At 66.1% G+C, this 24,502-nt stretch carries 25 protein-coding genes; 19 read left to right on the top strand and 6 right to left on the bottom strand.

Features of this window, described 5'->3' with window-relative positions; all coding sequences use genetic code 11:
- The first annotated feature begins 29 nt into the window (after positions 1 to 29).
- From VNW74_RS01170 to VNW74_RS01145, 6 genes are read left to right on the top strand one after another with little or no spacing between them, the layout of a single operon-like run.
- Entirely contained in the window at positions 30 to 773 is a 744-nt protein-coding gene (locus tag VNW74_RS01170; protein WP_325674775.1) for a GntR family transcriptional regulator, read from the top strand.
- Positions 770 to 997 (top strand): 4Fe-4S dicluster domain-containing protein, encoded by a 228-nt coding sequence (locus tag VNW74_RS01165; protein ID WP_325674774.1) that lies wholly within the window; start codon positions 770 to 772, stop codon positions 995 to 997. The genes VNW74_RS01170 and VNW74_RS01165 overlap by 4 nt, the downstream gene beginning before the upstream one ends.
- Positions 998 to 1,013: 16 nt before the next feature.
- The gene (locus VNW74_RS01160; protein WP_325674773.1) at positions 1,014 to 2,384 is read left to right on the top strand and encodes an ABC transporter substrate-binding protein; all 1,371 of its coding nucleotides are present in this window, start codon (positions 1,014 to 1,016) and stop codon (positions 2,382 to 2,384) included.
- An 11-nt stretch (positions 2,385 to 2,395) separates the two neighbouring features.
- Positions 2,396 to 3,241 (top strand): ABC transporter permease, encoded by an 846-nt coding sequence (locus VNW74_RS01155; protein WP_325674782.1) that lies wholly within the window; start codon positions 2,396 to 2,398, stop codon positions 3,239 to 3,241.
- Complete coding sequence (locus VNW74_RS01150; protein ID WP_325674772.1) at positions 3,238 to 3,987, top strand: ABC transporter ATP-binding protein; 750 nt, start codon at positions 3,238 to 3,240, stop codon at positions 3,985 to 3,987. Before VNW74_RS01155 ends, VNW74_RS01150 begins: the two co-directional genes overlap by 4 nt.
- Positions 3,987 to 6,671: a fumarate reductase/succinate dehydrogenase flavoprotein subunit gene (locus VNW74_RS01145; RefSeq protein WP_325674771.1), complete on the top strand. Its 2,685-nt coding sequence runs from the start codon at positions 3,987 to 3,989 to the stop codon at positions 6,669 to 6,671. The genes VNW74_RS01150 and VNW74_RS01145 overlap by 1 nt, the downstream gene beginning before the upstream one ends.
- A gap of 21 nt (positions 6,672 to 6,692) precedes the next feature.
- On the opposite strand, the gene VNW74_RS01140 is transcribed toward VNW74_RS01145, so the two are convergent.
- Both VNW74_RS01140 and VNW74_RS01135 read right to left on the bottom strand, forming a co-directional pair.
- Positions 6,693 to 7,136, bottom strand: a complete 444-nt coding sequence (locus VNW74_RS01140) for a tautomerase family protein (protein ID WP_325674770.1) — start codon at positions 7,134 to 7,136, stop codon at positions 6,693 to 6,695.
- Between the two features lie 9 nt (positions 7,137 to 7,145).
- A complete protein-coding gene (locus VNW74_RS01135; RefSeq protein WP_325674769.1) occupies positions 7,146 to 7,727 on the bottom strand; it encodes a TetR/AcrR family transcriptional regulator in 582 nt (193 codons plus the stop codon).
- A 251-nt stretch (positions 7,728 to 7,978) separates the two neighbouring features.
- On the opposite strand from VNW74_RS01135, the gene VNW74_RS01130 reads away from it, so the two are divergent.
- The 7 genes from VNW74_RS01130 to VNW74_RS01100 all read left to right on the top strand — a co-directional run bounded on the left by VNW74_RS01130 (position 7,979) and on the right by VNW74_RS01100 (position 13,019).
- Positions 7,979 to 8,395, top strand: a complete 417-nt coding sequence (locus VNW74_RS01130; RefSeq protein WP_325674768.1) for a tautomerase family protein — start codon at positions 7,979 to 7,981, stop codon at positions 8,393 to 8,395.
- A gap of 33 nt (positions 8,396 to 8,428) precedes the next feature.
- A complete protein-coding gene (locus tag VNW74_RS01125; RefSeq protein ID WP_325674767.1) occupies positions 8,429 to 8,950 on the top strand; it encodes a hypothetical protein in 522 nt (173 codons plus the stop codon).
- Positions 8,951 to 8,996: 46 nt separating this feature from the next.
- Entirely contained in the window at positions 8,997 to 9,533 is a 537-nt protein-coding gene (locus VNW74_RS01120; protein ID WP_325674766.1) for a DUF302 domain-containing protein, read from the top strand.
- A 37-nt stretch (positions 9,534 to 9,570) separates the two neighbouring features.
- Positions 9,571 to 10,002, top strand: coding sequence for a tautomerase family protein (locus VNW74_RS01115; protein ID WP_325674765.1), 432 nt, complete (start codon positions 9,571 to 9,573; stop codon positions 10,000 to 10,002).
- On the top strand, positions 9,999 to 11,150 hold the full coding sequence (locus VNW74_RS01110) for a zinc-binding alcohol dehydrogenase family protein (RefSeq protein ID WP_325674764.1): 1,152 nt from the start codon (positions 9,999 to 10,001) through the stop codon (positions 11,148 to 11,150). Before VNW74_RS01115 ends, VNW74_RS01110 begins: the two co-directional genes overlap by 4 nt.
- A 91-nt stretch (positions 11,151 to 11,241) precedes the next feature.
- Positions 11,242 to 11,808 (top strand): TetR/AcrR family transcriptional regulator, encoded by a 567-nt coding sequence (locus VNW74_RS01105; protein ID WP_325674763.1) that lies wholly within the window; start codon positions 11,242 to 11,244, stop codon positions 11,806 to 11,808.
- 44 nt (positions 11,809 to 11,852) lie between these two features.
- The gene (locus tag VNW74_RS01100) at positions 11,853 to 13,019 is read left to right on the top strand and encodes an acyl-CoA dehydrogenase family protein (protein ID WP_325674762.1); all 1,167 of its coding nucleotides are present in this window, start codon (positions 11,853 to 11,855) and stop codon (positions 13,017 to 13,019) included.
- Positions 13,020 to 13,115: 96 nt separating this feature from the next.
- On the opposite strand, the gene VNW74_RS01095 is transcribed toward VNW74_RS01100, so the two are convergent.
- The 4 genes from VNW74_RS01095 to VNW74_RS01080 form a co-directional block, all read right to left on the bottom strand.
- Positions 13,116 to 13,655, bottom strand: a complete 540-nt coding sequence (locus VNW74_RS01095) for a GNAT family N-acetyltransferase (protein ID WP_325674761.1) — start codon at positions 13,653 to 13,655, stop codon at positions 13,116 to 13,118.
- Positions 13,656 to 14,861 (bottom strand): serine hydrolase domain-containing protein, encoded by a 1,206-nt coding sequence (locus VNW74_RS01090; protein WP_325674760.1) that lies wholly within the window; start codon positions 14,859 to 14,861, stop codon positions 13,656 to 13,658.
- A gap of 101 nt (positions 14,862 to 14,962) precedes the next feature.
- Complete coding sequence (locus VNW74_RS01085; protein WP_325674759.1) at positions 14,963 to 15,781, bottom strand: DUF6065 family protein; 819 nt, start codon at positions 15,779 to 15,781, stop codon at positions 14,963 to 14,965.
- 205 nt (positions 15,782 to 15,986) lie between these two features.
- The gene (locus VNW74_RS01080; RefSeq protein ID WP_325674758.1) at positions 15,987 to 16,655 is read right to left on the bottom strand and encodes a class I SAM-dependent methyltransferase; all 669 of its coding nucleotides are present in this window, start codon (positions 16,653 to 16,655) and stop codon (positions 15,987 to 15,989) included.
- Positions 16,656 to 16,749: 94 nt separating this feature from the next.
- Here VNW74_RS01080 and pyrR point away from each other — a divergent pair, with 94 nt between their 5' ends.
- The 6 genes from pyrR to carB form a co-directional block, all read left to right on the top strand.
- Positions 16,750 to 17,334, top strand: coding sequence for a bifunctional pyr operon transcriptional regulator/uracil phosphoribosyltransferase PyrR (gene pyrR, locus VNW74_RS01075; RefSeq protein ID WP_325674757.1), 585 nt, complete (start codon positions 16,750 to 16,752; stop codon positions 17,332 to 17,334).
- On the top strand, positions 17,331 to 18,305 hold the full coding sequence (locus tag VNW74_RS01070; RefSeq protein WP_325674756.1) for an aspartate carbamoyltransferase catalytic subunit: 975 nt from the start codon (positions 17,331 to 17,333) through the stop codon (positions 18,303 to 18,305). The genes pyrR and VNW74_RS01070 overlap by 4 nt, the downstream gene beginning before the upstream one ends.
- On the top strand, positions 18,302 to 19,594 hold the full coding sequence (locus VNW74_RS01065) for a dihydroorotase (protein WP_325674755.1): 1,293 nt from the start codon (positions 18,302 to 18,304) through the stop codon (positions 19,592 to 19,594). Before VNW74_RS01070 ends, VNW74_RS01065 begins: the two co-directional genes overlap by 4 nt.
- Positions 19,591 to 20,148 carry a transporter gene (locus VNW74_RS01060; protein WP_325674754.1) on the top strand — a complete coding sequence of 186 codons (558 nt, stop codon included), beginning with the start codon at positions 19,591 to 19,593 and terminating at the stop codon, positions 20,146 to 20,148. Before VNW74_RS01065 ends, VNW74_RS01060 begins: the two co-directional genes overlap by 4 nt.
- Entirely contained in the window at positions 20,145 to 21,281 is a 1,137-nt protein-coding gene (carA, locus tag VNW74_RS01055) for a glutamine-hydrolyzing carbamoyl-phosphate synthase small subunit (RefSeq protein ID WP_325674753.1), read from the top strand. The genes VNW74_RS01060 and carA overlap by 4 nt, the downstream gene beginning before the upstream one ends.
- Positions 21,281 to 24,502 (top strand): carbamoyl-phosphate synthase large subunit (gene carB / locus VNW74_RS01050; protein ID WP_325674752.1); only part of this gene is annotated, 3,222 nt, incomplete at its 3' end. The genes carA and carB, both read left to right, overlap by 1 nt.

Genomic DNA, 24,502 nt, shown 5'->3' with positions numbered 1-24,502 from the left:
AGACACCCGAACGCCGATAGCGTGACGGCGTGGCCGAAGCAGTACCATTGCCGATTCGCCAACCGCGCGCCGATCGCGCGCGTCAGGTCGCCGACGTGCTGCGCCATCAGATCCACTCCGGTGCCTACGACGACGGGCTGCCCGGTGAGCTCGAACTGGCGGCCGAATTCTCGGTGTCCCGCAACACCATTCGCGAGGCGCTGACCACACTGAAGAATGAAGGACTGATCGACCGCGGACCCAAGGTCGGCACCCACGTCGCGCAGCGCAAGTACGACCACGGACTCGACACACTGCTGGGACTGAAGGAGACCTTCAAAACCTACGGCGAGGTCCGCAACGAGGTACGCGCGGCGATGGCTGTGTCGGCGCCGCCATCCGTGGCGCAGCGGCTGCGACTGCAGCCCGGCCAGCAGGTGGTGTTCATCGAACGGCTGCGTTATCTCGGCGGCCTGCCGTTGAGTCTCGACCTGACCTACCTGACACCCGACATTGGTGCCGAGATATTGACTCAACCGCTCGAGACCAACGACATATTCGCGTTGATCGAGAGGGTCAGCGGGCATCGGCTGGGGTCGGCGTCGCTGGCGCTGGAGGCCATTCCCGCCGATGCTCACTCCGCGGCCGCGCTGCAGGTTCCTGACGGAGCGGCGCTGCTGATGTTGGAGCGGCTCACCAGCCTGGATGACGGCAGACCCGTTGACTTGGAGTACATCCGGATGCGCGGTGATCGAATCACTATGCGCGGCAATCTGATAAGGAGCACGTCATGACATTGGTCAATAACCGCGTCGACGTCCCGGTCACCATCGACGAGTCGCTGTGTATCGATGGCTGCACGCTGTGCGTCGAGATCTGTCCGCTGGACTCACTGGCCATCAACCCCGAGACCGGCAAAGCCTTCATGCACGTCGACGAATGCTGGTACTGCGGCCCGTGCGCGGCCCGTTGCCCGACCGGGGCAGTGACAGTCAACATGCCCTATCTCATCCGCTGAGCCCCCAGGACATTTCATGAGAACATCCGCCGTCAGGCTGGCGTCGGCTGCTGTGGCGTTAGCCGTGGTCACAATGGCCCCAGCGGGCTGCGCACTGGATTCCGCGAACGCGGTCAACGTCGTCGTGGGCTACCAGTCCAAAACCATCAACACCGTCACCGCGGGCACGCTGCTGCGGGCCCAGGGGTACCTTGAGCACCGGCTCGACGACCTAACCAGGCGCACCGGAACCAAGTACCACGTGGTGTGGGAGGACTACGACACCGGCGCGCCGATCACCGCGCAGATGGTCGCCGAAAAGATCGATATCGGCTCGATGGGCGATTACCCGCTGCTGATCAACGGATCAAAGACGCAGGCCAACCCGCGCGCGGTCACCGAGGTCGTCTCGGTGACCGGCTACAACGCCAAGGGTGCACTGAACATGGTTGTGGTCGAGCCGAATTCGACCGCCAACGGGATTACCGACCTGGCCGGTAAGAAGGTCTCGGCCAGTGTCGGCTCGGCCGGCCACGGCACCCTGGTGCGAGCGTTGTCGACCGCCGGGATCAATCCCAGCACCGGGGTAGAGGTGCTCAACCAACAGCCTCAGGTCGGTGCCTCTGCGCTGGAATCAGGCCAGGCGCAGGCGCTTTCACAGTTCGTCGCATGGCCCGGGCTGCTGGTCCATCAGGGCAAGGCCAAGCTGCTCTACGACGGCGCGGAACTGAACTACCCGACGCTGCACGGCGTCGTGGTCCGTCGCGCCTATGCCGCCGCCCACCCGGAGGTGCTCGACTCCTTTCTGCAGGCTCAGCTCGACGCCACCGATTTCATCAAGAGCAAGCCGCTGGAGGCGGCGCGGATCGTCGCCCAGGCCAGTGGACTGCCGCAAGAGGTCGTCTACCTCTACAACGGCCCGGGCGGCACATCGTTCGACACTACGCTCAAGCCGTCGCTGATTGATGCGCTGAAAAACGATGTGCCGTACCTGAAGTCGATCGGCAACTTCGCCAGTCTCGACGTCGCGAACTTCGTGCAGGATGGTCCGCTGCGCGCCGCGTTCGCTACCCGCAAGGTCGATTACGACGCGGCGTTGCGCGCCAATCCGTCCGTGTCCGGAAGTGAGCTCTGGCTGGACGGATCGGACACGACTCAGCCGGTCGCCGACCCCGTCAGCCTGCTCAAAGCCGTCCGGGGCGCGACCGCCCGCGGGGCCCGTGTCCGGGCTGCCTACGTTCCCGACGCCGAGTTGGGTACCCGCTGGTTCGCGGACAAGTCGGCGTGGGTGCACGACGGCGCGAACTACCTGCCGTTCGACACCTCGGCGGGCGCACACCGCTATATCGCCGCACATCCCGGCAGCACCACCATCGACTACCAACAGGCCTTGGCGGGTGCGGCGTGACCGCCCTCGGAGTGGGTGTCGAGGGCCCGGTGGTCGCGGTGCCGGTGGCCGGTGCCGTCAGGCCGCGGCGGTCCGATTCGGTGTGGCGGTCACGGCTGTTGCGGTTGGCGTCGGTTGCGGCCGCGATCGGCCTGTGGCAGTTGCTCACCGCCGGCCACGTCCGGCTCTGGTTGCGATTCGACACGCTGCCGACGGTCACCGAGATCGTCGGCGCGCTGACCCGCGCGCTCGGCGCCGACGCCTACTGGCTTGACCTGGCCCAGTCGCTGATCCGCATCCTCACCGGGTTCGGGCTGGCCGCCGTTGTCGGGGTGGCGACCGGCATCATGCTCGGCCGGTCCCGGCTGATCGGCGACCTGTTGGGCCCGCTGACCGAGCTGGCCCGGCCGATCCCCGCCATCGCGGTGGTGCCGGTGGCCATCCTGCTGTTTCCGACCGACGAGGCCGGGATCGTGTTCATCACGTTCCTCGCCGCGTACTTCCCGATCATGGTCAGCACCCGGCACGCGGTGCGAGCGCTGCCGACGTTGTGGGAAGACTCGGTGCGCACGTTGGGTGGTGGCCGCTTCGACGTGCTGACCCAGGTGGTGGTGCCGGGCATCCTTCCTGGGGTGTTCGGCGGGCTGTCGGTGGGCATGGGTGTGGCGTGGATCTGCGTGATATCGGCCGAGATGATCTCGGGCCGGCTCGGTGTGGGGTACCGAACCTGGCAGGCATACACGGTGCTGGCCTACCCCCAGGTGTTCGTCGGCATCATCACCATCGGGGTGCTCGGATTCGCCACGTCGGCGGCGGTGGAGCTGGCCGGCCGTCGATTGACACGATGGTTGCCGCGCGCCGAGGAGAACGCGCGATGACCCCGAAAAACTCAGCCATGAGCCTCGAGCTGGATCGAGTACAGTTGTGCTACAACGGCATTGCTGTCATTGACGGGCTGAGCCTGACGGTGCGGCCGGGGGAGATCCTGGTGCTCACCGGGCCGTCGGGCTGCGGTAAGACGACGGTGCTGCGCGCGTTGGCCGGCCTGCTGGCACCCGACGCCGGCCGGGTGCTGGCCGACGGCGCCCAGGTCACCGGCACATCGGGCGATCGCGGAGTGGTGTTTCAGGACAACGCGCTACTGCCGTGGCGCAGCGTGCGGTCCAACATCGCGTTGGCGCTGCGGCTGCGCGGTGAGCCGCGGGTCACCCGGGCCGCGCAGGCCGACCGCTGGATCTCTGAACTCGGGCTGACCGGCTTCGGTGACTACCTGCCCAGGAACCTTTCCGGCGGGATGCGTCAGCGCGTCCAGCTGGCCCGTGGGCTGGCCGGGGCGCCGCGCGCGGTGATGATGGACGAGCCCTTCGGCGCACTGGATACCCAGACCCGCGCCGCGATGCAGCGGCTGCTGATCGATTCTTGGCGGGCCCATCCGACGACGATCGTGTTCGTCACCCACGACGTCGACGAGGCGCTGGCGCTGGGGGACCGGGTCGCGGTACTCGGCCGGGCCGGGCAACCGCTGCGGGCGCTCGTCGACGTGCCGCAGCCCCGCGGCGACCGGACTCATCCGGAACTTCGCGCGGAAGTTATTGCCGCGCTGCATGATTTGGTGGCCAGTTGATGCAGATTCCGGACCCCGCGCAGCCGATTCGACTGGACTGCGACGTACTGGTCATCGGCGGCGGGACCGCGGGCACCATGGCCGCCTTGACCGCCGCCGAGCAGGGCGCTCAGGTGCTGTTGCTGGAGAAGGCGCATGTTCGGCATTCCGGGGCGCTGGCGATGGGGATGGACGGCGTCAACAACGCCGTCATCCCGGGCAAGGCCGAACCCGAGGATTACGTCGCGGAGATCACCCGCGCCAACGACGGAATCGTCAACCAGCGCACCGTGTATCAAACCGCCACCCGCGGGTTCGCGATGGTGCAGCGGCTGGAACGGTACGGGGTGAAGTTCGAAAAGGACGAACACGGCGAGTACGCGGTACGACGGGTACACCGCTCCGGCTCCTACGTGTTGCCCATGCCCGAGGGCAAAGACGTCAAAAAGGCGCTGTACCGGGTGCTGCGGCAGCGGTCGATGCGAGAAAAGATCCAGATCGAGAACCGGCTGATGCCGGTCAGAGTGTTGGTCGAGGACGGCCGGGCGGTGGGCGCCGCCGCATTGCACACCCGCACCGGCGAATTCGTCGCCGTCGGTGCCAAGGCGGTGATCCTGGCCACCGGCGCCTGCGGGCGGCTTGGCCTGCCCGCATCGGGATACCTCTACGGCACCTACGAGAATCCGACCAACGCAGGTGACGGCTATTCGATGGCATACCACGCCGGGGCGGAGCTCTCGGGCATCGAGTGTTTCCAGGTCAACCCGCTGATCAAAGACTACAACGGCCCGGCCTGCGCGTATGTGGCCAACCCCTTCGGCGGCTATCAGGTCAACGCGTTCGGCGAACGGTTCGTCGACTCGGACTACTGGTCGGGTCAGATGATGGCCGAGGTGCGCAGCGAGATCGAGTCTGCGCGCGGGCCGATCTATCTGAAGGTGTCCCACCTACCGGACGAGACGTTGACCGCGCTGGAGAACATCCTGCACACCACCGAACGGCCCACCCGCGGCACCTTCCACGCCAACCGCGGCCACGACTACCGCACTCACGACGTGGAGATGCACATCTCCGAAATTGGTTTGTGTTCTGGGCATTCCGCGTCCGGGGTGTGGGTCGACGAGCACGCCCGCACCACGGTGCACGGGTTGTACGCCGCGGGGGATCTTGCCTGTGTACCGCACAACTACATGATCGGCGCGTTCGTCTTCGGCGATTTGGCCGGCGCGCATGCGGCATCGATATTGCCTGACGTGGTTGCGCCACAACAACTTCCGCAGACTCAGCTGAGCGACGCCCACGAGCTGATCTACCGCCCGCTGCGCCACCCCGACGGGCCGCCCCAGCCGCAGGTCGAGTACAAGCTGCGACGATTCGTCAACGACTATGTGGCGCCGCCCAAGTCGGCGGCCAAGCTGTCCATCGCGGTGCACACGTTCGAACGGATGCGCGACGAAATCGCCGAGATGGGCGCCCGCACCCCGCACGAGCTGATGCGCAGCATCGAGGTGTCCTTCATCCGGGACTGCGCCGAGCTGGCGGCTCGCTCGTCGCTCACCCGCACCGAATCCCGGTGGGGTCTCTACCACGAGCGCGCCGACCTGCCGGCGCGCGACGACGCCCGGTGGGGATATCACCTCAACGTCCGTAGGGCGCCAGACGGGTCGATGGAATTCCTCAAGCGGCCGGTGGCGCCGTATTTCGTGCCGGTGCCGGGGCTGGACGCATTGCCGCCGGCCGATCAAACGGTCCGGCCGGTCGAGCAGCCGCCGTTGGTCGGTGGTCGGGCTCCGGCGAGCACGCGATCTCGGGTCGCCGCGGCGCCTGCCGATCCGCCCTCGCCGCGCATTGTCGCGGTGCTGGCCCTCGAAGAACCGACGGTGGGGGCCTTGGCGGAGTTCCTGGCCGACCCCGACGCCCGCGTGCGGCGCACGGCGGTGGCCACGCTGACCGAGCACACCCCGGACGGCTACGGCGCGGCGCTGATGGATGCGCTCGCCGACACCGACGCCGCGGTGCGCCGGACCGCCGCCGAGGGTGTGCGTGAACTCGTCGAGGTGCTACCGCATCCCGAAACGGCGCGCGCATCTTTGGCCTCGGCTGACGCCGTGGTTCGGTCGGTGAGCGTCTATCTGCTGGCCGCGCGGCGGGCCGGCGATGCGGATGCGTTCCGGCATGCGCTCGACGATGTCGACCACCGGGTGCGGATCGAGGCGGTGCGGGCACTGGTGTCCATCGACGACGCGGCCGGTGTGGCGGCGGCCGCCCGCGACGACAACCGTGAGGTCCGTATCGTCGCCGCCAACGGCCTGGCGACGCTGCGGGCCGGTCGCGATGCGGTTCGTAGCCTTGTTGCTGACACCGATCCGTTGGTGCGCGCGGCGGCATTGGCGGCGTTGGGTGAATTAGGTTGCGGCGAAGTCGATTTGATCACCGTTGAGCGCGCGCTGCGAGCGCCGGCCTGGCAGGTGCGGGAGGGTGCCGCGCGGGCACTGTCGGGGGCGACAGCCGAGCTGGCGGTTCCGCGGCTGTCGCAGGCCCTCGTCGACGAGCACCTCGACGTGCGCAAAGCCGCGGTGCTGAGCTTGAGCCGCTGGGCGGATTCAGAAACCGCGGCGCGGGATGCACTGGGCATGGCGCTGAAAGACGACGACGCGGATGTGCGCGCCTACGCGCGCCGGGCGCTGGAGTACGAGCCGGCGTAGTTCGGCAGATGGACGGCAGGCTCACTGCCCTCCACGCGTGGCCAACTCATCCCGCAGGTCTGCCGGGAGGTCATCGAGCCAGGCCTGTTCGCCCAGCGGTTCGGGCAGGACATGACCGAACTCGACCATGTCGGTATGAGCGAGGTCGTTCAGATACACCCACACCACCGACTCGGGAACGTTCAGCACCCGCACGAGCAGATCTCGAATGCCGATCAAGATCTCGTTCTTGGCGGCGCTGGTCCGCTCGGCGCGAATGTGGCCGTAGACGAACACGCCGTTATGGGGTGCGGGCTGCAAACCTATGAAATGCTCGTCGGACCCGAGATTTCGAAAAATGCATTGGGAGAACGCAACTGGAGCGCCAGTGATTCGGCTGTGGATCCGCGCGATTCCCGCCGCGATATGCGACTTCTGCTCAGCCGTAATTTGACCTTCGTGGGCATAACACATGTACGTGGGCATGAACTCTCCCTAGGCGGTGGCCTCAGCGTCGGCGGCTGCGGTCAGTTGAGCGATGGCCAGGTCGAACGGCTCTGGGGTGCGTAGCACGCGGCTGAGGATCAGTGCTCCTTCAACGCTGGTCCACACATTGGTGGCCAGCTGCACGGCCCTCTCGTTGGGGAGGCCCTTTTCCGTGAAGCGCGCGGCCAGGGTAGTGATCAGATCCTGGAAGGACCGCCGGGCCACGTCGCTCAGCACATCGGAAGCGGGCGTCGTCTCGATGACGATGGGAGCCACCGCGCACCCCTCGCGGTAGTTGCTGGCGACCAGGTCGTCGCGTTCTCGGCCCATGAAGACCTCGATCAGCTGCGCCGCGGTGGTCGTGGTGGCGGCCGCGCGGTTGATGTCTGCGATGCGGACGGAGGCGTGTAGGAGGGTGACCTCGCTGGCGAGCTCCTCCTTGCCACCCGGGAAATGAAAGTAGATCGACCCGCGCGGGGCGGCGCTCTCGGTGATGACGTCCGACAAAGCGGTGCCCAGATAGCCGTGTTCGCGGAACAGCCGTCGCGCCGCGGTGACCATGCGTTCCTTGCTATCGGTCTTCTTTGGCATGTCGCCCATCATACATAGTTGTTGACAGAGCATGGGTTGCTTTGTAGCATCGCTTCAAGTAGTAAGTATGACGACCGACATAATATTGACGGGCGTGCCCGCCGCTGCTGGAGAGCCGCAAGTTGAGGAAGGGAGACCTGCTGATGGCCATCGACGGCTTCCCCACCATCGCAGACCTGCGCGCCGCAGGCGCACAACGCATTTAGCCGTAGCCGGCTACGCCGCCCGCCGTCCTTCGAAAGGAAATCATCGTGCCGCTCGTTTATGTGACTCTCGCCGAGGGGACCACCACCCAGGATCGACGCACGCAGATTGGGGACGGAATCTACCGCGCCCTAATCGATGTCGCCGATGTGCCGGTAGACGACCGATTCCAGGTCATCAACGAGGTTCCCCCCGCCAACCTGATCTACAGCCCGGACTACAGGGGATTCGACCGTAGTCCGTCGGTCGTGTTCATTCAGATCTTCTTCAATGCCGGCCGATCCGTGGACGTCAAGCGGCGACTGTACGCGCGAATCACCGAGAATCTGGCCGCGGCCGGGGTGCGTGGCGACGACATTCTCATCAACCTCGTCGAAATGGCCCAAGAGAACTGGTCGTTCGGCGGCGGCGAGCTCAGCTATCCGCCCGCCGCGGCATCGAGCTCGCCAGCAACGGGCTCGTGAGCACACCTGCAACAAATTGGAAAGGAAGAGAAGATGGTTTTCGTTCGTGTGCACCTCATGAAGGACCGCCTGAATGCCGCGCAGAAAGAGGAGCTCGGCGCGAAACTCGTTCAGGCCGTGTCCGAAGTCGAGAACCTGGTGAATAACCACACCCATAAGGAAACCTCCTGGGTGCAGTTCTATGAGTTCGACCCCGAGAACTGGTATGCCCCGGCCAATGTCGCCGGTGCCGACGCCAACTCCCGCGTCCAGCTCGACGTCATCGCCCCCGAAAAATTACTCAGCACGCCCGAAGACACTCGCGCCATGCTGAGCAAGGCCGCCGAAGCCGTGCGATCGGTTTTCGGCCCTGGTCCACTACCGGCGCACGGGCCGTGGGTGCACGTCTACACCATCCCGCACGACCAGTGGGCGCAGGACGGCCGCGTTCCCGACTGGGAGGGCTTTCGTGCACTCCTGCGTGCCGACAGCCCGGAAAAGGCCAATGAGGCACTGGCCCTCATTTACGGGCCCGGGCGTCACACAGCAGCGGTGTGGGACTCTAAAGCGTCATAAATCAATGTGGCGCAAAGCAATTGAGAGGAAGGATCAAAGAGATATCATGACGCAGTCATTGGCGGGGCCGATCGAAACGGTCTCGCATCAGGTCGACCGGTTGACGATCCGGATCGACGACTCGTTCCATGGGTTCAGGAAGCGCTATGAGCGAGCGGTACCCGTCTTCGATCGCGAGCGGTTCGACTCCCTCGTCGGGCGTGGCGTCGACTGGCAGACCATTCTGGAAGTCACGGCGGACAACGCGCCACACGACTTTATTCTCTACTGGTCCCACGACTTCACGTCGCTGATGAGTCTGGCCGGAGACCGCGGCCGGTGTGTCGAATACCTGATGGGCAACCACACCATCGCGGAAAGGATGTACCGCTACAACCCAGCCATTCTGCTCTACGCACCCTTACGCACCGCGATTGTGGAAGACGCCGACGGCGCCACCTGGTTCACCGTGGACCGACCCAGCACCCGGTTCAGCAGCTTCAACACACCCCAAATCACTCAGGTGGGAATCGAGTTGGATCACAAGCTTGCTGCCTTGCTGGAGCACCTCGAGGCTCCCGTGCCGGCCGCGCTCACCCAGTGACACCAAACCAACGAAAAAATATTGAAAGGAAAACATCATGCCCGTCTACCAGTGCTACAGCCCAAAAGGACTCCTGAGCACATCTGCGAAGGCCAAGCTCGCCGAAGAGATGACCAGCATGTACTGCAACATCACCGGGGCACCGGAATCATGGGTCAAAGTTCTGTTCGAGGAAATTCCCGACGGCGAGTGCTTCGCGGGCGGCAAACCCGCAACGCAATCTTTGATTCTCGCCCTCAACCGCCATGGGCGTGACCTCGAAACACGACGGGCAATGTTGCGGCAGCTCTCGGAGATGTGGACTCGCATCACGGGCCAGTCCGAAGCCGACGTGTGGATCTCGATAACCGAAACCGATCACACAAATGTCATGGAGGCCGGGTCGTTGATTCCCGCGCCCGGCCACGAACACGAATGGTTTGAGGAAAACCGCGCCCGGCTGGTCGAATCAAGAAGCAGGGCAGTGTGACACGCTCACGACAGCCGGTGGCAAGCGGCAGCGTCATGAAGCAGACTCAGACGATTCCGGAGACGTTTCTCGGCGTCGGCTACACAAGGGACAGAGCTGGGCTGCCGCTTGAAGCGGTGCGTGTTCCCGTTCCGCAGCCGGCGGTCGACCAGGTGCTGATCCGCGTGGCCGCCTCGTCGCTCAACCCGCTCGAGTACAAGCTGGCCGACCTCAATTTCATGGGACGGACACCCCCCGTCGCTCTCGGTCTTGACCTCGCCGGGGTGGTGGTCGCCGTGGGCGATGGCGTGAATGGCGTCGCGGTCGGCGACGCGGTAGCCGCCATGGCGGATTTGAATAGTGATGGCGGCTGGGTCGCAACGGGCGGGAGCGCAGGCGAAGGCGGCTATGCCGTCGCACGCGAATTCCTCACTGTCGCCAAGCCGCCATCCGTGAGCTTCCGCGATGCGGCGGCGCTTCCGATGGCCTTCTTGTCCGCTTTTGCGGGTCTTTACCGGGCCGTCCAGACGGGCGACACCGTGTATATCCCGGGAGGTGGGGGAGGCGTCGGGCATCTCGCTGTGCAGATGGCGGTGCGTGCCCTGGGGGCCGGACTGGTCATCAGCAGCGGCAGCACGCCACAGTCGATCGCGCTGGCGCGAAACTCCGGCGCTCATCACGTTTTCGACTACAAGCGCGACGACATCGCCGCCGAAATCGCGAAGTTGACCGGTGGCCGGGGCGTTGACCTCGTCTTCGATGCCACCTACAGCGAGCACGGCTTTGTCGAGACTGCGAAGGCCGTTCGGCGGGGCGGCAGCTGGATCGTGCTCGGCGTCGGCCCCGGCAAGACGACACGGTTGGTCGAAACGCAGAGCCCGGTGGATGCCATCCTGGCCGAGCGTGATGCCAGGTACGTCAACGTCAATCTGCTGCGTTACTTCTCTGAACCCGCCACGCTCGACAGCGACGCGCGTGGTCTTCTCCAGCGGGGGATGACTCTGGCGATGCAGTGGGCGGGGCAGGGACTCGTGGTCCCGCACATCAGCCAGACCGTCGATAGCACCGTAGCGGCCATCAATGGCGGACTGCAGTCGCTGAAGGCGGGCCGCGGCGTGCGGGGGAAGGTGGCAGTGGTCGTGGATAGTCACCTGGCCGACGGCAAGTGACGGGCGGTTGCCTGGCGTTATCGCCTCACCGGGTGGCATCTGCGTTCGATTATGGGACCTGGGTCTGCCCGGCTCGCTAGGCTTACCGCCCATGGCGACTTCGGGCAGCGGGCCCAATTCCCGGCTCTCCGTGGATGACTGGGTACAGGAAGGTTTTCGGGTCCTCGCCGAGGACGGTGTGAAGGCCCTGACGCTCGGACGGCTGTGCGGTCGCCTCGGCGTGACCAAGGGCAGCTTCTACTGGCACTTCACGGACATGAAGGCCTACCGCGAGGCGCTGATCGGCACCTGGGCTGCCGTCCGCGACGAGGACCGGGGCTATTTCGACGACCTGGCAGCCGAGCCTCCCCGGCAGCGGTTGTCGCGCATGATGACCGCACTGGTCGGACCTCGGCACTGGATGCTCGAGCGTGCGATGCGGGAATGGGCGCGATCGGAATCCGAGGTCGCCGCCGCGGTGCGGGCATCCGACCGCAGGGTGGTCGCGGCGGTTCGGAAAGCCTTCCTCGACGACGGCTTCGACCCCGATCAGGCGGAGATGCGCGCCAACGCCACATTTGCCGCCGGCATCGGCTTCTTGCACCTGTCGGGTTCGCGGCCCAATCCACAGGCCGCCGGACGCCGCGAGGAATTCCTCGAGGTGATGCTTCGGCACTGAAAGTAGGAAGCTACCATACCAAAAGGTATGGTAGCTTCCTCGGCATGACGATATCGCCGACGTCAAGCCCGGCGGTCAGCGCCGAGTTCGTCGCTCGCCTGGCCGATCGGGCCGGCGAAGCGGAGAGGCTGCGCCGGCTGCCGACGGCCACCATCGACGACTTTCGGCAATCCGGGCTGGCACGGCTGCTGCTGCCGGCGCGGTACGGCGGCCGGCAGGCCGAGTTCCCGGAGAGCCTCGATGTGGTGCGCCGGATGGCGCACGGCTGCGCCTCGAGCGCCTGGACGCTGGGGTTTTACACCCTGCACAACTGGATGCTCGCGCTCTTCGGTGAGCAGGCCCAAGACGAGGTGTTCGTCGACGGGCCGGTGCTGTGCCCCGCGCCGCTCGCGCCAACCGGGCGAGGCACACCGGTCGACGCCGGCATCCGATTGACGGGGCGATGGTCGTGGGCGACCGGAGTCATGGACGCCGACTGGGTGCTCGTGGGCGCCATTTGCGGGACTGACGACGCGCCGTATCCGGCGCTGGTGTTGTTGCCGGCGGCCGACATTCGCGTCGAGGATGTGTGGCACGCGGCCGGCATGTGCGCCACCGGCTCCAACGACGTCGTCGTCGACGACGTCTGGGTACCCGGGCATCGACTGGTCGCGGTAGCCGACATCTACGGTGGGACAACACCGGGCGCGGCGTTGCACGGCGACGCGGTGTACCGGTGGCCGATGGTGCCGGCGCTGGCGCTGACCGCCGCGATGCCCGCGCTGGGTTCCGCCGAATTGGTCGCCGATCTCTTTGCCGAGCGGCTCAGCGAAAGGGTGCTCGCGTATTCGGGTGTGGCGCAAAAGGATCAGCCCACCGCACAGGTGCGCCTCGGCGGTGCGCGGGTGCGGTTGCGCGCATTACGCGAGTTGGTCGACGCCGCCGCTGCGGACATTCAGGCCAGGGTGAGCAACGGGCAGCGTGTCGGCCGTACGGTGCGCGCCGGCATCCGGGCCGCCGCGGCGCATGTCGTGCACGAATCCCGCGCTGTGATCGCCGATCTCCTGGAAGTAGCCGGCGCCAGCGCGCAATTCCTGGACAACCCGTTGCAGCGTGCCAAGCGGGACGTCGACGTCATCTCCGGGCATGTGGTGTTCGACTACGACGTGAGCCGTGAGCTCGCCGGTGCGCTGGAGATCGGCGCGAAAGTTTCGCCGTTCGCGATGATCTGAGTTTGTCCGCGCCGAGATCGACGCTAGCGTCGTTTTCTTCGCGTTTTCCTGCACCGGCGTCGATCTCGGCGCGACCACCTCGATCTCGGCTTAAAATCAGCGCATTGCCTTGCCGTAGAGCAGGCTGTCGCGTGGTTCGGGCCCGAGGTTGGGGTAGACCGCGTGTCGGGCCAGCCGACCTTCCAGCAGGAACCCGGCCCGCAGCAGCAGTCGCGCTGACCGCTCATTGTCGACATGGCAGGTAGCCCAAATCCGGTACACGTCACGATCGGCGTTCAGCGTGTCCACCATCATCTCGACCGCTTCGGACATCAAACCCTTGCCCCACCACCGCCGACCCATGCAGTAACCAATTTCGACGGAGTGACGCACGCGGCGCACGCAACTGATCATCCCGATGACGTCGCCGCTGTGCTGGAGCACGATCACCCAGGTTCGCTCGTCCTCGCCGGTACGCAGTCTCTGGGTGATCACTTGCCGCGTCGCCGCCACGTTGGGGTGGGGCGTCCACATCAGATACCTGGTGACCTGGGGATCGCCGGCAACCCGTTGGAACACCGAGCCGGCGTCGTCGAGTACCGGCGGGCGCAGCAGCAGCCGCGGCCCCGCGATGCGGTGAGGTAGGTAATCGGCCAACTAGACGCCTAGTGCCCGGTAGGTCCGCTGCACGAATTTCGGTTGCACCGCTTGCAGCTTCGCGCGCGACGTGTTCCCGGCGACCGCGGCGGCGGCATCGCCCGACAACGCGGGCATGTTCTGAATCAGGTACAGCAGGATCAGGTCCGCGGCCGGATCGGCCTGCCACCACGTCCCGTATGCACCGGGCCAGCCGAAGGTCCCGACGCCACCCGGCCCGAACAACGGCGCCGACTTCGCCGGATCGGTCACCACCGACAGGTTCAGCCCGAACCCGCGGCCGATCCAGAACGGCGCACCGAGAAAGGAGTGCTGCTTGTGCTCATCGGTGAGCCGATCGGTGCGCATCAACCGCGCCGACTCCGGTGACAGCACCCGCACACCATCCAATGTTCCTTCACCCATAAGCATCTCGACAAACCGCAGGTAGTCGTCGGCGGTCGACCACAACCCGCCGCCAGCGTTGCAGAAGGCCGGCGGTGAGATATGCGGTTGCCCCATCACGTCGTGTCGCAGCCGGTCATTCTCGTCGAGCCGGTACATGGTCGCAGCACGGCGGCGACCTTCCACCGACACAAAGAACCCCGTGTCAGTCATGCCCAGCGGCTGCAGGATTCGCTCGTCGAGTACCTGGTGGAACGGTTTGCCCTCGATCCGTGATACCAGCACGCCGATCACATCGATGGCGTGGCTGTAGGTCAGCCGTTCACCCGGCTGATGCACCAGCGGCAGCTCGGCCAGCGCGGCGAGCCAGGAGTCGGGTCCGCGGCCGAACGGCAGCCGAAGGTAGGCCCGGGATATCGGTCCGCCCACCGAGAACCCGTATGCGAGGCCGCTGGTATGGGTGAGCAGATCCTCGACCAAAATCGCTCGCTGCACCCGATGTGTTCGATCCAGCGGGCCGGTGGGTTCATCCAGCACCCGCAGGTCGGCGAACTCCGGCAACCAACGCACGATCGGGTCACGCAACGCCAGCTTGCCCTCGTCGACCAGGCTCATGGCCGCGGCGACGGTGACCGGTTTGGTCATCGACGCGATGCGAAACAGCGTGTCGCGCTGCATCGGCAGCTTGGCGTCGATATCGCGGTAGCCGATCTCGTTGACCTGCAACACGTGTCCGTGCTGCCACACCACCGTCACCGCACCGGCGAGCAGACCGGCGTCGCAGGCGTCGCGAACGGAGGCCTGATTGCCCTCGAGATTCACCCGGACCAGGTTAGCGGGCGCCGTTGCGGACCCGGTTGCATTGGTCAAAAGCCCGGCCTGGGAATCCTGGGGCCGACAGCTGGGACGACATATGGCTGCGGCTATTCGAGCCCCGCCACGTCCAACCCTTGCCGGTTCTCATCTTGTGGCTGAACAAATGAACGAAGATGACGGCGAGTCTGGTGATCCAGTGTCCCGGCCTCGCCGTCGGCGTGTCTGCCCCGGGTGTAGTCGCCTTGCCACTGCACTTCCTCTCCCCTGGCGACCCTCGCTATCTGCTCGATTTGCTTCGCCGCGTCACGTGAGCGAAGAAAGAACTCGTGCTTGCACTGCAGATCTTCGTCAGACTCGATGCGCCTGAGTTCGGGGGCGAACTCTTCAAGCTCCGCTCGGCGCTGCGGGACGATCATGCAGATCGGCTCGTCGACCTCGAATCGTACCGGCATCAGTTTGCGGGTCAGTTTCCAGCTCATGCTGAAACTCGAGCTTGCCCAGTCGGTTTCGACTATCCCCTCTAATGGAGACACGGCGTCCTTCGGATGGTTTGCCGGTCCGCGGACCAACAGGTTATAGCCCGCCGGAGTGCGAAACAGGAGCGGCAGATGCCAAGTCAAGATGCCGTTATCGAAATGGCTGAGGGGCAGGAACTGACCGGTGTCGCGCTGATCGGGCACGATCCTCACGTCCACGTCGTCTTCCTGACCGACCCACGTAGCGGTGAACGCGCACCGATTGCGCAGCACCCAGCCGCTTTGGTTAGCGATGAGCATCGGCAAACACCGATTAGGCCAACCGTTGCGCGTCGCTGACATCTCTGACATCCACGCCCGGCTAACCGGTGCCGGGGTAATCTGCGGCGCGTTATCGCGGGTGGTGAACCCAATCAGTGGACGGACCGGATTGTTGGACATGTCGCTCATCCGATCCTCGATTAGCTGCGGAATGGGGCACGCCAGGCTTCGGCGGCAGCGGCCCATTAACAATTGAACGCACAGCATACTGACAGCCCGTCGAGGAAGTGCTGGTAACCGACTTTGCGCGCCGTTGCGACGTCACCTCGGCACAGCGAGAGGATGATCACCGCGTTCTGGCCAGCTCCGCGATGACGACTAGCCGGCGAGAACGCTAACGCCGTAGCGCCCTGACGTACCAGAACGCCATCTCGACCTGGTTGCCGTCGATCTCGCGGCGCCAGGTCGCCGGCTCCAGTGACTCGATATCCCAGCCCGCGCCGCCGAGGACGTCGCGCAGGGTCTGCTCGGACACCGCGGGCCGGGGCCATTCCTCGTCCGACGGGTTGGCGTCGGAGAAACAGCTGAGTAGCAGCGTCGCGCCCGGCCTGGTCGCGCGGTGGGCCGCGGCCGCGTAGCTGCGTTTGGCGTCGTCGTCCAGGCAGTGGAACATCCCACTGTCGACGACGGTGTCGAACGCGTCGGTGTAGCCCTCGAGCTTGGTGGAGTCGGTCACCGCGAACTTGACGTTGACCCCGGCGTCCTTGGCCCGCCGCTCAGCGGTGATCAGCGCGGTCGGCGAGATGTCGAGCCCGGTGACGTTGAAGCCCTGCTGGGCCAGGTAGATGGCGTTGTCGCCGAGCCCGCAGCCAATGTCTAGGACGTCACCGTGCACCCAGCCGCCCTCCTGCCACGCGATGACGTTCTCTTTGGGCGCCTTGGTATCCCACGGTGGTGTGGCCACGGCGGGAAAGCCTTCGGCCGGGGTTTCGCCGCGGTAAAGGGCGTCGAAATCAAACGGGACACCGCCGGAAGATTGGGCGGCGGAACTTGAGCCTGTCATTTTCGCGAGGATAGCGCGGAATGCTAGGCTGCCCGGCAGTCGACATCCTTTAACGATCCGTCCAGAGAGGCGGAGAAGGAGGTCAAGATCTCGCATGAGTGCCGCGGGTGACGCCGCTTTAGGCAGCGAACCTAGGGAACTGATGTCGGCGGCCGACGTCGGCCGCACCATTTCCCGCATTGCACATCAGATCATCGAAAAGACCGCGCTGGACGGTGCCGATGCTCCACGCGTCGTGCTGCTGGGCATCCCGACCCGCGGTGTGAACCTGGCCAAGCGCCTGGCCACCAACATCGGCGAATACAGCGGTGTTGAGGTCGCCCACGGCGCGCTGGACATCACCCTGTATCGCGATGACCTGATGCAAAAGCCACCCCGGCCATTGGAGGCCACCTCGATTCCGGCCGGTGGCATCGACGACGCCCTAGTGATCCTCGTCGACGACGTGCTCTACTCCGGACGCTCGGTGCGGTCGGCGCTGGACGCGCTGCGTGACCAGGGCCGGCCGCGAGTCGTGCAGTTGGCCGTGCTGGTCGACCGCGGCCACCGCGAGCTGCCGTTGCGCGCCGACTATGTCGGCAAGAATGTGCCCACCTCACGCACCGAAAGCGTGCACGTGCAGCTGGCCGAGCAAGACGGCCGTGACGGCGTCGTCATCTCCCGGGGGGATGCCTCATGAGCAGGCACCTGCTGGCCGCCGGAGACCTCAGCCGCGCCGAGGCCACCGCCATCCTTGATGACGCCGACCGGTTCGCGCAGGCCCTGATGGGCCGGGAGGTCAGAAAGCTGCCGACGCTGCGGGGCCGCACCGTCATCACGATGTTCTACGAGAACTCCACCCGTACCCGGGTGTCGTTCGAGGTGGCAGGCAAGTGGATGAGCGCCGACGTGATCAACGTCAGCGCGGCCGGATCCTCGGTGGGCAAGGGCGAATCGCTGCGCGACACCGCGCTGACACTGCGGGCGGCCGGCGCCGACGCGCTGATCATCCGGCACCCAGCCTCGGGTGCGGCGCAGCGGCTCGCCGACTGGACCGCCAGCGCCGGAGATGCTGGCCCGTCGGTGATCAATGCCGGCGACGGCACCCACGAGCACCCGACCCAGGCGTTGCTGGACGCGCTGACCATCCGGCAGCGGCTTGGCGACATCGACGGCCGGCGCGTCGTCATCGTCGGCGACATCCTGCACAGCCGGGTCGCGCGCTCCAATGTCATGCTGCTGGCCACCCTGGGTGCCGAAGTGGTGCTGGTGGCGCCGCCGACGCTGCTGCCGGTAGGGGTTTCCGACTGGCCCGTCACCGTCTCCTACGATCTCGACGCCGAGCTTCCCGCCGCCGACGCGATGCTGATGTTGCGCGTGCAGGCCGAACGGATGAACGGCGGCTTCTTCCCGTCTGCGCGTGAGTACTCGGTGCGCTACGGGCTGTCCGAACGGCGGCAGGCCATGCTTCCCGGCCACGCGGTGGTCCTGCATCCGGGCCCGATGCTGCGCGGCATGGAGATTTCCTCTTCGGTGGCCGACTCCACACAATCTGCTGTGCTGCAACAGGTTTCCAATGGAGTTCACGTGCGGATGGCGGTGCTGTTCCATCTGTTGGTAGGGACAGAGCCAACCGACAAAGGGCTCGCCGAAAAAGAGGTCCTGGCATGAGCGTGCTGCTCCGCGGGGTGCGCCCGTACGGTGAAGGCGACCGGGTCGACGTGTTGGTCGACGACGGTCAGATCGCCGCGATCGGTACAGAGCTTCCGATTCCGGACGATGCAGATGTCATCGACGCCACCGGGCAGATCCTGCTACCCGGTTTTGTCGATCTGCACACCCATCTGCGTGAGCCCGGCCGCGAATACGCCGAGGACATCGAAACCGGTTCGGCCGCAGCGGCTCTCGGCGGATTTACCGCGGTGTTCGCGATGGCCAACACCAACCCGGTCGCCGACAGCCCGGTGGTCACCGACCATGTCTGGCACCGCGGCCAGCAGGTCGGCCTCGTCGACGTGCACCCGGTCGGCGCGGTCACCGTCGGGCTGGCCGGAACCCAACTCACTGAAATGGGCATGATGGCCACCGGTGCCGCGCGGGTGCGGATGTTCTCCGACGACGGCAAGTGCGTCTACGACCCGTTGGTGATGCGACGCGCGCTGGAATACGCCACCGGCTTGGGTGTCCTGATCGCCCAGCATGCCGAAGAGCCCAGGCTCACGGTCGGCGCGGTCGCGCACGAGGGGCCCAACGCCGCCAGATTGGGACTGTCGGGCTGGCCGAGGGCCGCCGAAGAATCCATCGTCGCCCGCGATGCCCTGCTGGCCCGTGACGCCGGCGCCCGGGTGCACATCTGCCACGCGTCCACCGCGGGCACCGTGGAGATCCTGAAATGGGCTAAGGGTCAAGGTATTTCGATCACCGCCGAGGTCACGCCGCATCATCTTCTGCTCGACGACAGCCGACTGGCCAGCTACGACGGCGTCAACCGGGTCAACCCACCACTGCGGGAAGCCGCTGACGCGGTGGCCCTGCGTCAAGCGTTGGCCGACGGGGTAATCGACTGTGTGGCCACTGATCACGCCCCGCATGCCGAGCACGAGAAATGCGTCGAGTTCGCGGCGGCGCTGCCCGGGATGCTGGGACTACAGACCGCGCTGTCGGCGGTGGTGCAGGCCATGGTCGTGCCCGGTCTGCTGACCTGGCGTGATGTGGCACGCGTGATGAGCGAGAACCCGGCTCGTATCGCCGGACTGCCCGACCACGGTCGGCCCCTGGAGATCGGCGAACCGGCCAACCTGACAGTGGTGGACCCCGATGCCACCTGGACGGTCGCCGGTCCGGAACTGGCCAGCCGTTCGGCCAACACCCCGTATGAAGCGATGACGTTGCCCGCGAGCGTGACCACAACGCTGCTGCGCGGCAAGATCACCGCCCGCGACGGGAAGAGTCCCGCATGAATTCCGGAACACTGGTCGTATCGCTGATCATCGCCGCGTTGCTGGCGGTGGTGATCGCGTTCGTCATCCAGCTGATGATGCGCGGCTGGCGCGCGCGGGCCCGGCGGCAGGCCGAGATGATCGGCACGCTGCCGCCGGTGCCGGAAACGTTCGGGTCGCCGATCGTCGCGCCTACTCGCGGCGTGTACGTGGGCTGCACGCTTGCGCCCGACTGGCACGACCGGGTCGCGGTCGGTGATCTGGGCTACCGGAGCAAGGCCGTGCTGACCCGCTACCCCGAGGGAATCATGGTGGAGCGCAGTGGGGCCGGCCCGATCTGGATTCCGCAGGAGTCGATCACGGCGATCCGTACCGAGCGCGGCATCGTCGGCAAGGTGGTTCCGCCCGGTTTGAATTCGCGTCGGGCGGCGCGGGACCGCGACGGGCAAGCGACCGCGGCCGAGGGGATCCTGGCAATCCGTTGGCGGCTGCCGTCGGGCACCGAGATCGATCTCGGGTTTCGCGGTAACGACCGCAGCGACTACGCCCGCTGGCTGCCGGAGAACACCCGATGAGCCGCGCCAACGACCGCAAAGCGGTGTTGGTCCTCGAAGACGGCCGGACGTACACCGGAACCGCGTTCGGCGCGGTCGGCGAGACGCTTGGCGAAGCGGTGTTTTCCACCGGGATGTCCGGCTATCAGGAGACCTTGACCGATCCCAGCTATCACCGCCAGATCGTGGTGGCCACCGCCCCGCAGATCGGCAATACCGGCTGGAACGGCGAGGACGCCGAAAGCCGCGGCGACAAGATCTGGGTCGCCGGGTACGCGGTGCGCGATCCCTCGCCACGAGCCTCGAACTGGCGGGCGACCGGAACGCTGGAGGACGAATTGGTCCGTCAGCGCATCGTCGGAATCGCCGGCATCGACACCCGCGCGGTGGTGCGCCACCTGCGCAGCCGCGGCTCGATGAAAGCGGGCGTGTTCTCCGGCGCCGCGCTGGCCGACGCGCCAGAGCTGGTGGCGCGGGTGCGCGACCAACAGCCGATGCTCGGCGCCGATCTGGCCGGCCAGGTCAGCACCGCGGGCGAATATATCGTCGCACCCGAAGGGCCGCACCGGTTCAGCGTGGCCGCAATCGATCTCGGGATCAAGACCAATACCCCGCGCAACTTCGCCCGACGCGGAGTCCGCAGCATCGTGCTGCCGTCGTCGGTGACATTCGAGCAGATCGCCGAGCTCAAACCGGACGGCGTGTTCTTGTCCAACGGCCCAGGTGATCCGGCCACCGCCGACCACATCGTCGACGTGACTCGTGAGGTGCTGGGCGCCGGAATCCCGTTATTCGGAATCTGTTTCGGCAACCAGATCCTGGGCCGCGCGTTGGGCCTGTCCACCTACAAGATGGTGTTCGGGCACCGCGGTATCAACATTCCGGTGATGGATCACGCCACCGGTCGGGTCGCGGTGACCGCGCAGAATCACGGCTTCGCGCTGGAGGGGGAGGCAGGCCAGCGCTTCGACACGCCGTTCGGCCCAGCGGTGGTCAGTCACACCTGCGCCAACGACGGCGTCGTCGAAGGGGTCAAGCTTGCTGAAGGGAAAGCATTTTCGGTGCAGTACCACCCGGAGGCCGCGGCGGGGCCGCACGACGCGGAATACCTGTTCGACCAGTTCGTCGACCTGATGGCAGGGGAGGGCCGCTAGTGCCGCGTCGCACCGACTTGCGCCATGTCCTGGTGATCGGCTCCGGGCCGATCGTTATCGGGCAGGCCTGCGAATTCGACTACTCGGGCACTCAGGCGTGCCGGGTGCTGCGTGCCGAAGGACTACAGGTCAGCCTGGTCAACTCGAATCCGGCCACCATCATGACCGATCCCGAATACGCCGATCACACCTACGTCGAACCGATCACCCCCGGCTTCGTCGAACGGGTCATCGCCCAGCAGGCCGAGCGGGGCGACAAGATCGATGCGCTGCTGGCCACCCTGGGCGGGCAGACGGCACTCAACACCGCGGTTGCGCTGTACGAGAGCGGGGTGCTGGAGCGTTACGGTGTCGAGCTGATCGGTGCCGACTTCGACGCCATCCAGCGCGGGGAGGACCGGCAGCGGTTCAAGGACATCGTCGCCAAGGTCGGCGGCGAATCGGCCCGCAGCCGTGTGTGTTTCACCATGGACGAGGTTCGCGAGACCGTTGCTGAGCTCGGCCTTCCGGTCGTGGTTCGGCCGTCGTTCACCATGGGTGGCCTGGGCTCGGGGTTGGCGCACAGCGCCGAGGAAGTCGACCGGATGGCCGGCGCGGGCCTGGCCGCCTCGCCGAGCGCCAATGTGCTGATCGAGGAATCGATCTACGGCTGGAAGGAATTCGAGCTCGAGCTGATGCGCGACGGCAAGGACAACGTGGTCGTGGTGTGCTCGATCGAGAATGTCGACCCGATGGGCGTGCACACCGGCGATTCGGTGACCGTGGCGCCGGCGATGACGCTGACCGACCGGGAATACCAGCGGATGCGGGATTTGGGCATCGCGATCCTGCGTGAGGTCGGCGTCGACACCGGTGGCTGCAACATCCAGTTCGCGGTCGACCCGAGTGATGGTCGGCTGATCGTCATCGAGATGAACCCGCGGGTGTCGCGGTCGAGCGCGCTGGCGTCCAAGGCGACCGGCTTCCCGATCGCCAAGATCGCCGCCAAGCTGGCCGTCGGCTACACCCTCGACGAGATCCTCAACGACATCACCAAGGAAACTCCGGCCTGCTTCGAGCCCACGCTGGACTATGTGGTGGTCAAGGCACCGCGATTCGCGTTCGAGAAATTCCCCGGCGCCGACCCGACGCTGACCACCACAATGAAATCGGTCGGCGAGGCAATGTCGTTGGGCCGCAACTTCGTCGAGGCGCTCGGCAAGGTGATGAGGTCGCTGGAGACCAGCCGGGCCGGGTTCTGGACTAAGCCGGATCCCGACGGTGACGTCGGCGAGGTGCTGGAGCGACTGCGCACGCCCACCGAGGGGCGGCTCTACGACATCGAACTGGCGTTGCGGCTGGGCGCGTCGGTGGAGCAGGTTGCCGAGGCCTCTGCGGTGGACCCGTGGTTCGTCGCGCAGATCGCCGAACTCGTGGAGTTAAGCCGCGAGGTGACTGACGCCGCGGTGCTCGACGCGGAGCTGCTCCGGCGGAGTAAGCACAACGGCTTGTCGGACCGCCAGATCGCCGCGCTGCGTCCGGAACTGGCCGGCGAGGATGGTGTGCGGTCGTTGCGGGCACGGCTCGGCATCCACCCGGTGTATAAGACCGTGGACACCTGCGCCGCGGAGTTCGAGGCGAAGACGCCGTATCACTACAGCAGCTACGAGCTCGACCCGTCTGCCGAGACCGAGGTGGCGCCGCAGACCGAGCGGCCGAAGGTGCTGATCCTCGGCTCGGGTCCGAACCGGATCGGCCAGGGCATCGAATTCGACTACAGCTGCGTGCATGCCGCAACAACGTTGTCGCAGGCCGGTTTTGAGACGGTGATGATCAACTGCAACCCGGAGACGGTGTCCACCGACTACGACACCGCCGACCGGCTGTATTTCGAGCCGTTGACCTTCGAGGACGTCTTGGAGGTGTTCTACGCCGAAGAGCTGTCCGCCAAAGGCGAAAACGGGGCTGGGCCCGGGGTGGCAGGCGTGATCGTGCAACTCGGTGGCCAGACGCCGCTCGGGCTGGCGCAGCGGCTCGCCGATGCGGGAGTCCCGATCGTCGGGACTCCGCCGGAGGCTATCGATCTGGCGGAGGACCGCGGCGCGTTCGGTGATCTGCTGTCGGCCGCTGGGCTGCCGGCCCCGCGATACGGGATGGCGACGACGTTTGCGCAGGCCCGCCGGATCGCCGCCGAGATCGGCTATCCGGTGCTGGTGCGGCCGTCGTACGTGTTGGGCGGTCGGGGCATGGAAATCGTCTACGACGACGAGACACTGGAGGGCTATATCGCTCGCGCCACCGAGCTCTCACCGGAACACCCGGTGCTGGTCGACCGCTTTCTGGAGGATGCGATCGAGATCGACGTCGACGCGCTCTGCGACGGCGACGAGGTGTACATCGGCGGGATTATGGAGCACATCGAAGAGGCCGGTATCCATTCCGGCGACTCGGCGTGTGCGCTGCCCCCGGTGACCTTGGGCCGCAGCGACATCGAGAAGGTACGTCGCGCAACCGAGGCGATCGCGCACGGCATCGGGGTGGTGGGCCTGCTCAACGTCCAGTACGCCTTGAAGGACGACGTGCTCTACGTGCTGGAAGCCAATCCGCGTGCCAGCCGCACGGTGCCGTTCGTCTCGAAGGCCACCGCGATACCTCTGGCCAAGGCCTGTGCTCGCATTATGTTGGGCGCCAAGATTTCTCAACTGCGTGACGAAGGGATGCTGGCGTCCTCCGGTGACGGTGGCAGTGTGGCGCCGAATGCCCCGATCGCCGTCAAGGAGGCCGTGCTGCCGTTCCACCGGTTCCGCCGCGCCGACGGCTCAAGTATCGACTCGCTGCTGGGCCCGGAGATGAAATCGACCGGCGAAGTGATGGGGATCGACCGCGACTTCGGCAGTGCGTTCGCCAAAAGCCAGACCGCCGCGTACGGATCGTTACCGGCCGAGGGAACCATTTTCGTGTCGGTGGCCAACCGGGACAAGCGGTCACTGGTGTTCCCCGTCAAGCGGTTGGCCGACCTGGGCTTCCGGGTGCTCGCGACCGAGGGAACTGCGGAAATGTTGCGCCGCAACGGGATTCCGTGCGATGAGGTTCGCAAGCATTTCGAGCCGGCGCAGCCGGGCCGGCCTGCGGCGTCTGCCGTGGACGCCATCCGCGCCGGTGAGGTCGACATGGTGATCAACACCCCCTACGGCAACTCGGGGCCACGCATCGACGGCTACGAGATCCGTTCGGCGGCAGTA

This window comes from Mycobacterium sp., from assembly GCF_035570115.1.
Lineage (GTDB): Bacteria > Actinomycetota > Actinomycetes > Mycobacteriales > Mycobacteriaceae > Mycobacterium.
The sequence above is the reverse complement of the archived record's forward strand: the minus strand, read 5'-3'. Positions and strand labels throughout refer to the sequence as shown.

Bases quoted from the DNA above. Each gene is read 5' to 3' on its own strand.
- pyrR (WP_325674757.1), top strand. From the start codon at position 16,750: ATGAGTGCCGCGGGTGACGCCGCTTTAGGCAGCGAACCTAGGGAACTG.
- VNW74_RS01065 (WP_325674755.1), top strand. From the start codon at position 18,302: ATGAGCGTGCTGCTCCGCGGGGTGCGCCCGTACGGTGAAGGCGACCGG.
- carA (WP_325674753.1), top strand. From the start codon at position 20,145: ATGAGCCGCGCCAACGACCGCAAAGCGGTGTTGGTCCTCGAAGACGGC.
- VNW74_RS01160 (WP_325674773.1), top strand. From the start codon at position 1,014: ATGAGAACATCCGCCGTCAGGCTGGCGTCGGCTGCTGTGGCGTTAGCC.
- VNW74_RS01070 (WP_325674756.1), top strand. From the start codon at position 17,331: ATGAGCAGGCACCTGCTGGCCGCCGGAGACCTCAGCCGCGCCGAGGCC.
- VNW74_RS01105 (WP_325674763.1), top strand. From the start codon at position 11,242: ATGGCGACTTCGGGCAGCGGGCCCAATTCCCGGCTCTCCGTGGATGAC.
- VNW74_RS01145 (WP_325674771.1), top strand. From the start codon at position 3,987: ATGCAGATTCCGGACCCCGCGCAGCCGATTCGACTGGACTGCGACGTA.
- VNW74_RS01165 (WP_325674774.1), top strand. From the start codon at position 770: ATGACATTGGTCAATAACCGCGTCGACGTCCCGGTCACCATCGACGAG.
- VNW74_RS01150 (WP_325674772.1), top strand. From the start codon at position 3,238: ATGACCCCGAAAAACTCAGCCATGAGCCTCGAGCTGGATCGAGTACAG.
- VNW74_RS01115 (WP_325674765.1), top strand. From the start codon at position 9,571: ATGCCCGTCTACCAGTGCTACAGCCCAAAAGGACTCCTGAGCACATCT.
- VNW74_RS01085 (WP_325674759.1), bottom strand. From the start codon at position 15,781: ATGAGCGACATGTCCAACAATCCGGTCCGTCCACTGATTGGGTTCACC.
- VNW74_RS01060 (WP_325674754.1), top strand. From the start codon at position 19,591: ATGAATTCCGGAACACTGGTCGTATCGCTGATCATCGCCGCGTTGCTG.
- VNW74_RS01125 (WP_325674767.1), top strand. From the start codon at position 8,429: ATGGTTTTCGTTCGTGTGCACCTCATGAAGGACCGCCTGAATGCCGCG.
- VNW74_RS01100 (WP_325674762.1), top strand. From the start codon at position 11,853: ATGACGATATCGCCGACGTCAAGCCCGGCGGTCAGCGCCGAGTTCGTC.
- VNW74_RS01135 (WP_325674769.1), bottom strand. From the start codon at position 7,727: ATGCCAAAGAAGACCGATAGCAAGGAACGCATGGTCACCGCGGCGCGA.
- VNW74_RS01080 (WP_325674758.1), bottom strand. From the start codon at position 16,655: ATGACAGGCTCAAGTTCCGCCGCCCAATCTTCCGGCGGTGTCCCGTTT.
- VNW74_RS01140 (WP_325674770.1), bottom strand. From the start codon at position 7,136: ATGCCCACGTACATGTGTTATGCCCACGAAGGTCAAATTACGGCTGAG.
- VNW74_RS01120 (WP_325674766.1), top strand. From the start codon at position 8,997: ATGACGCAGTCATTGGCGGGGCCGATCGAAACGGTCTCGCATCAGGTC.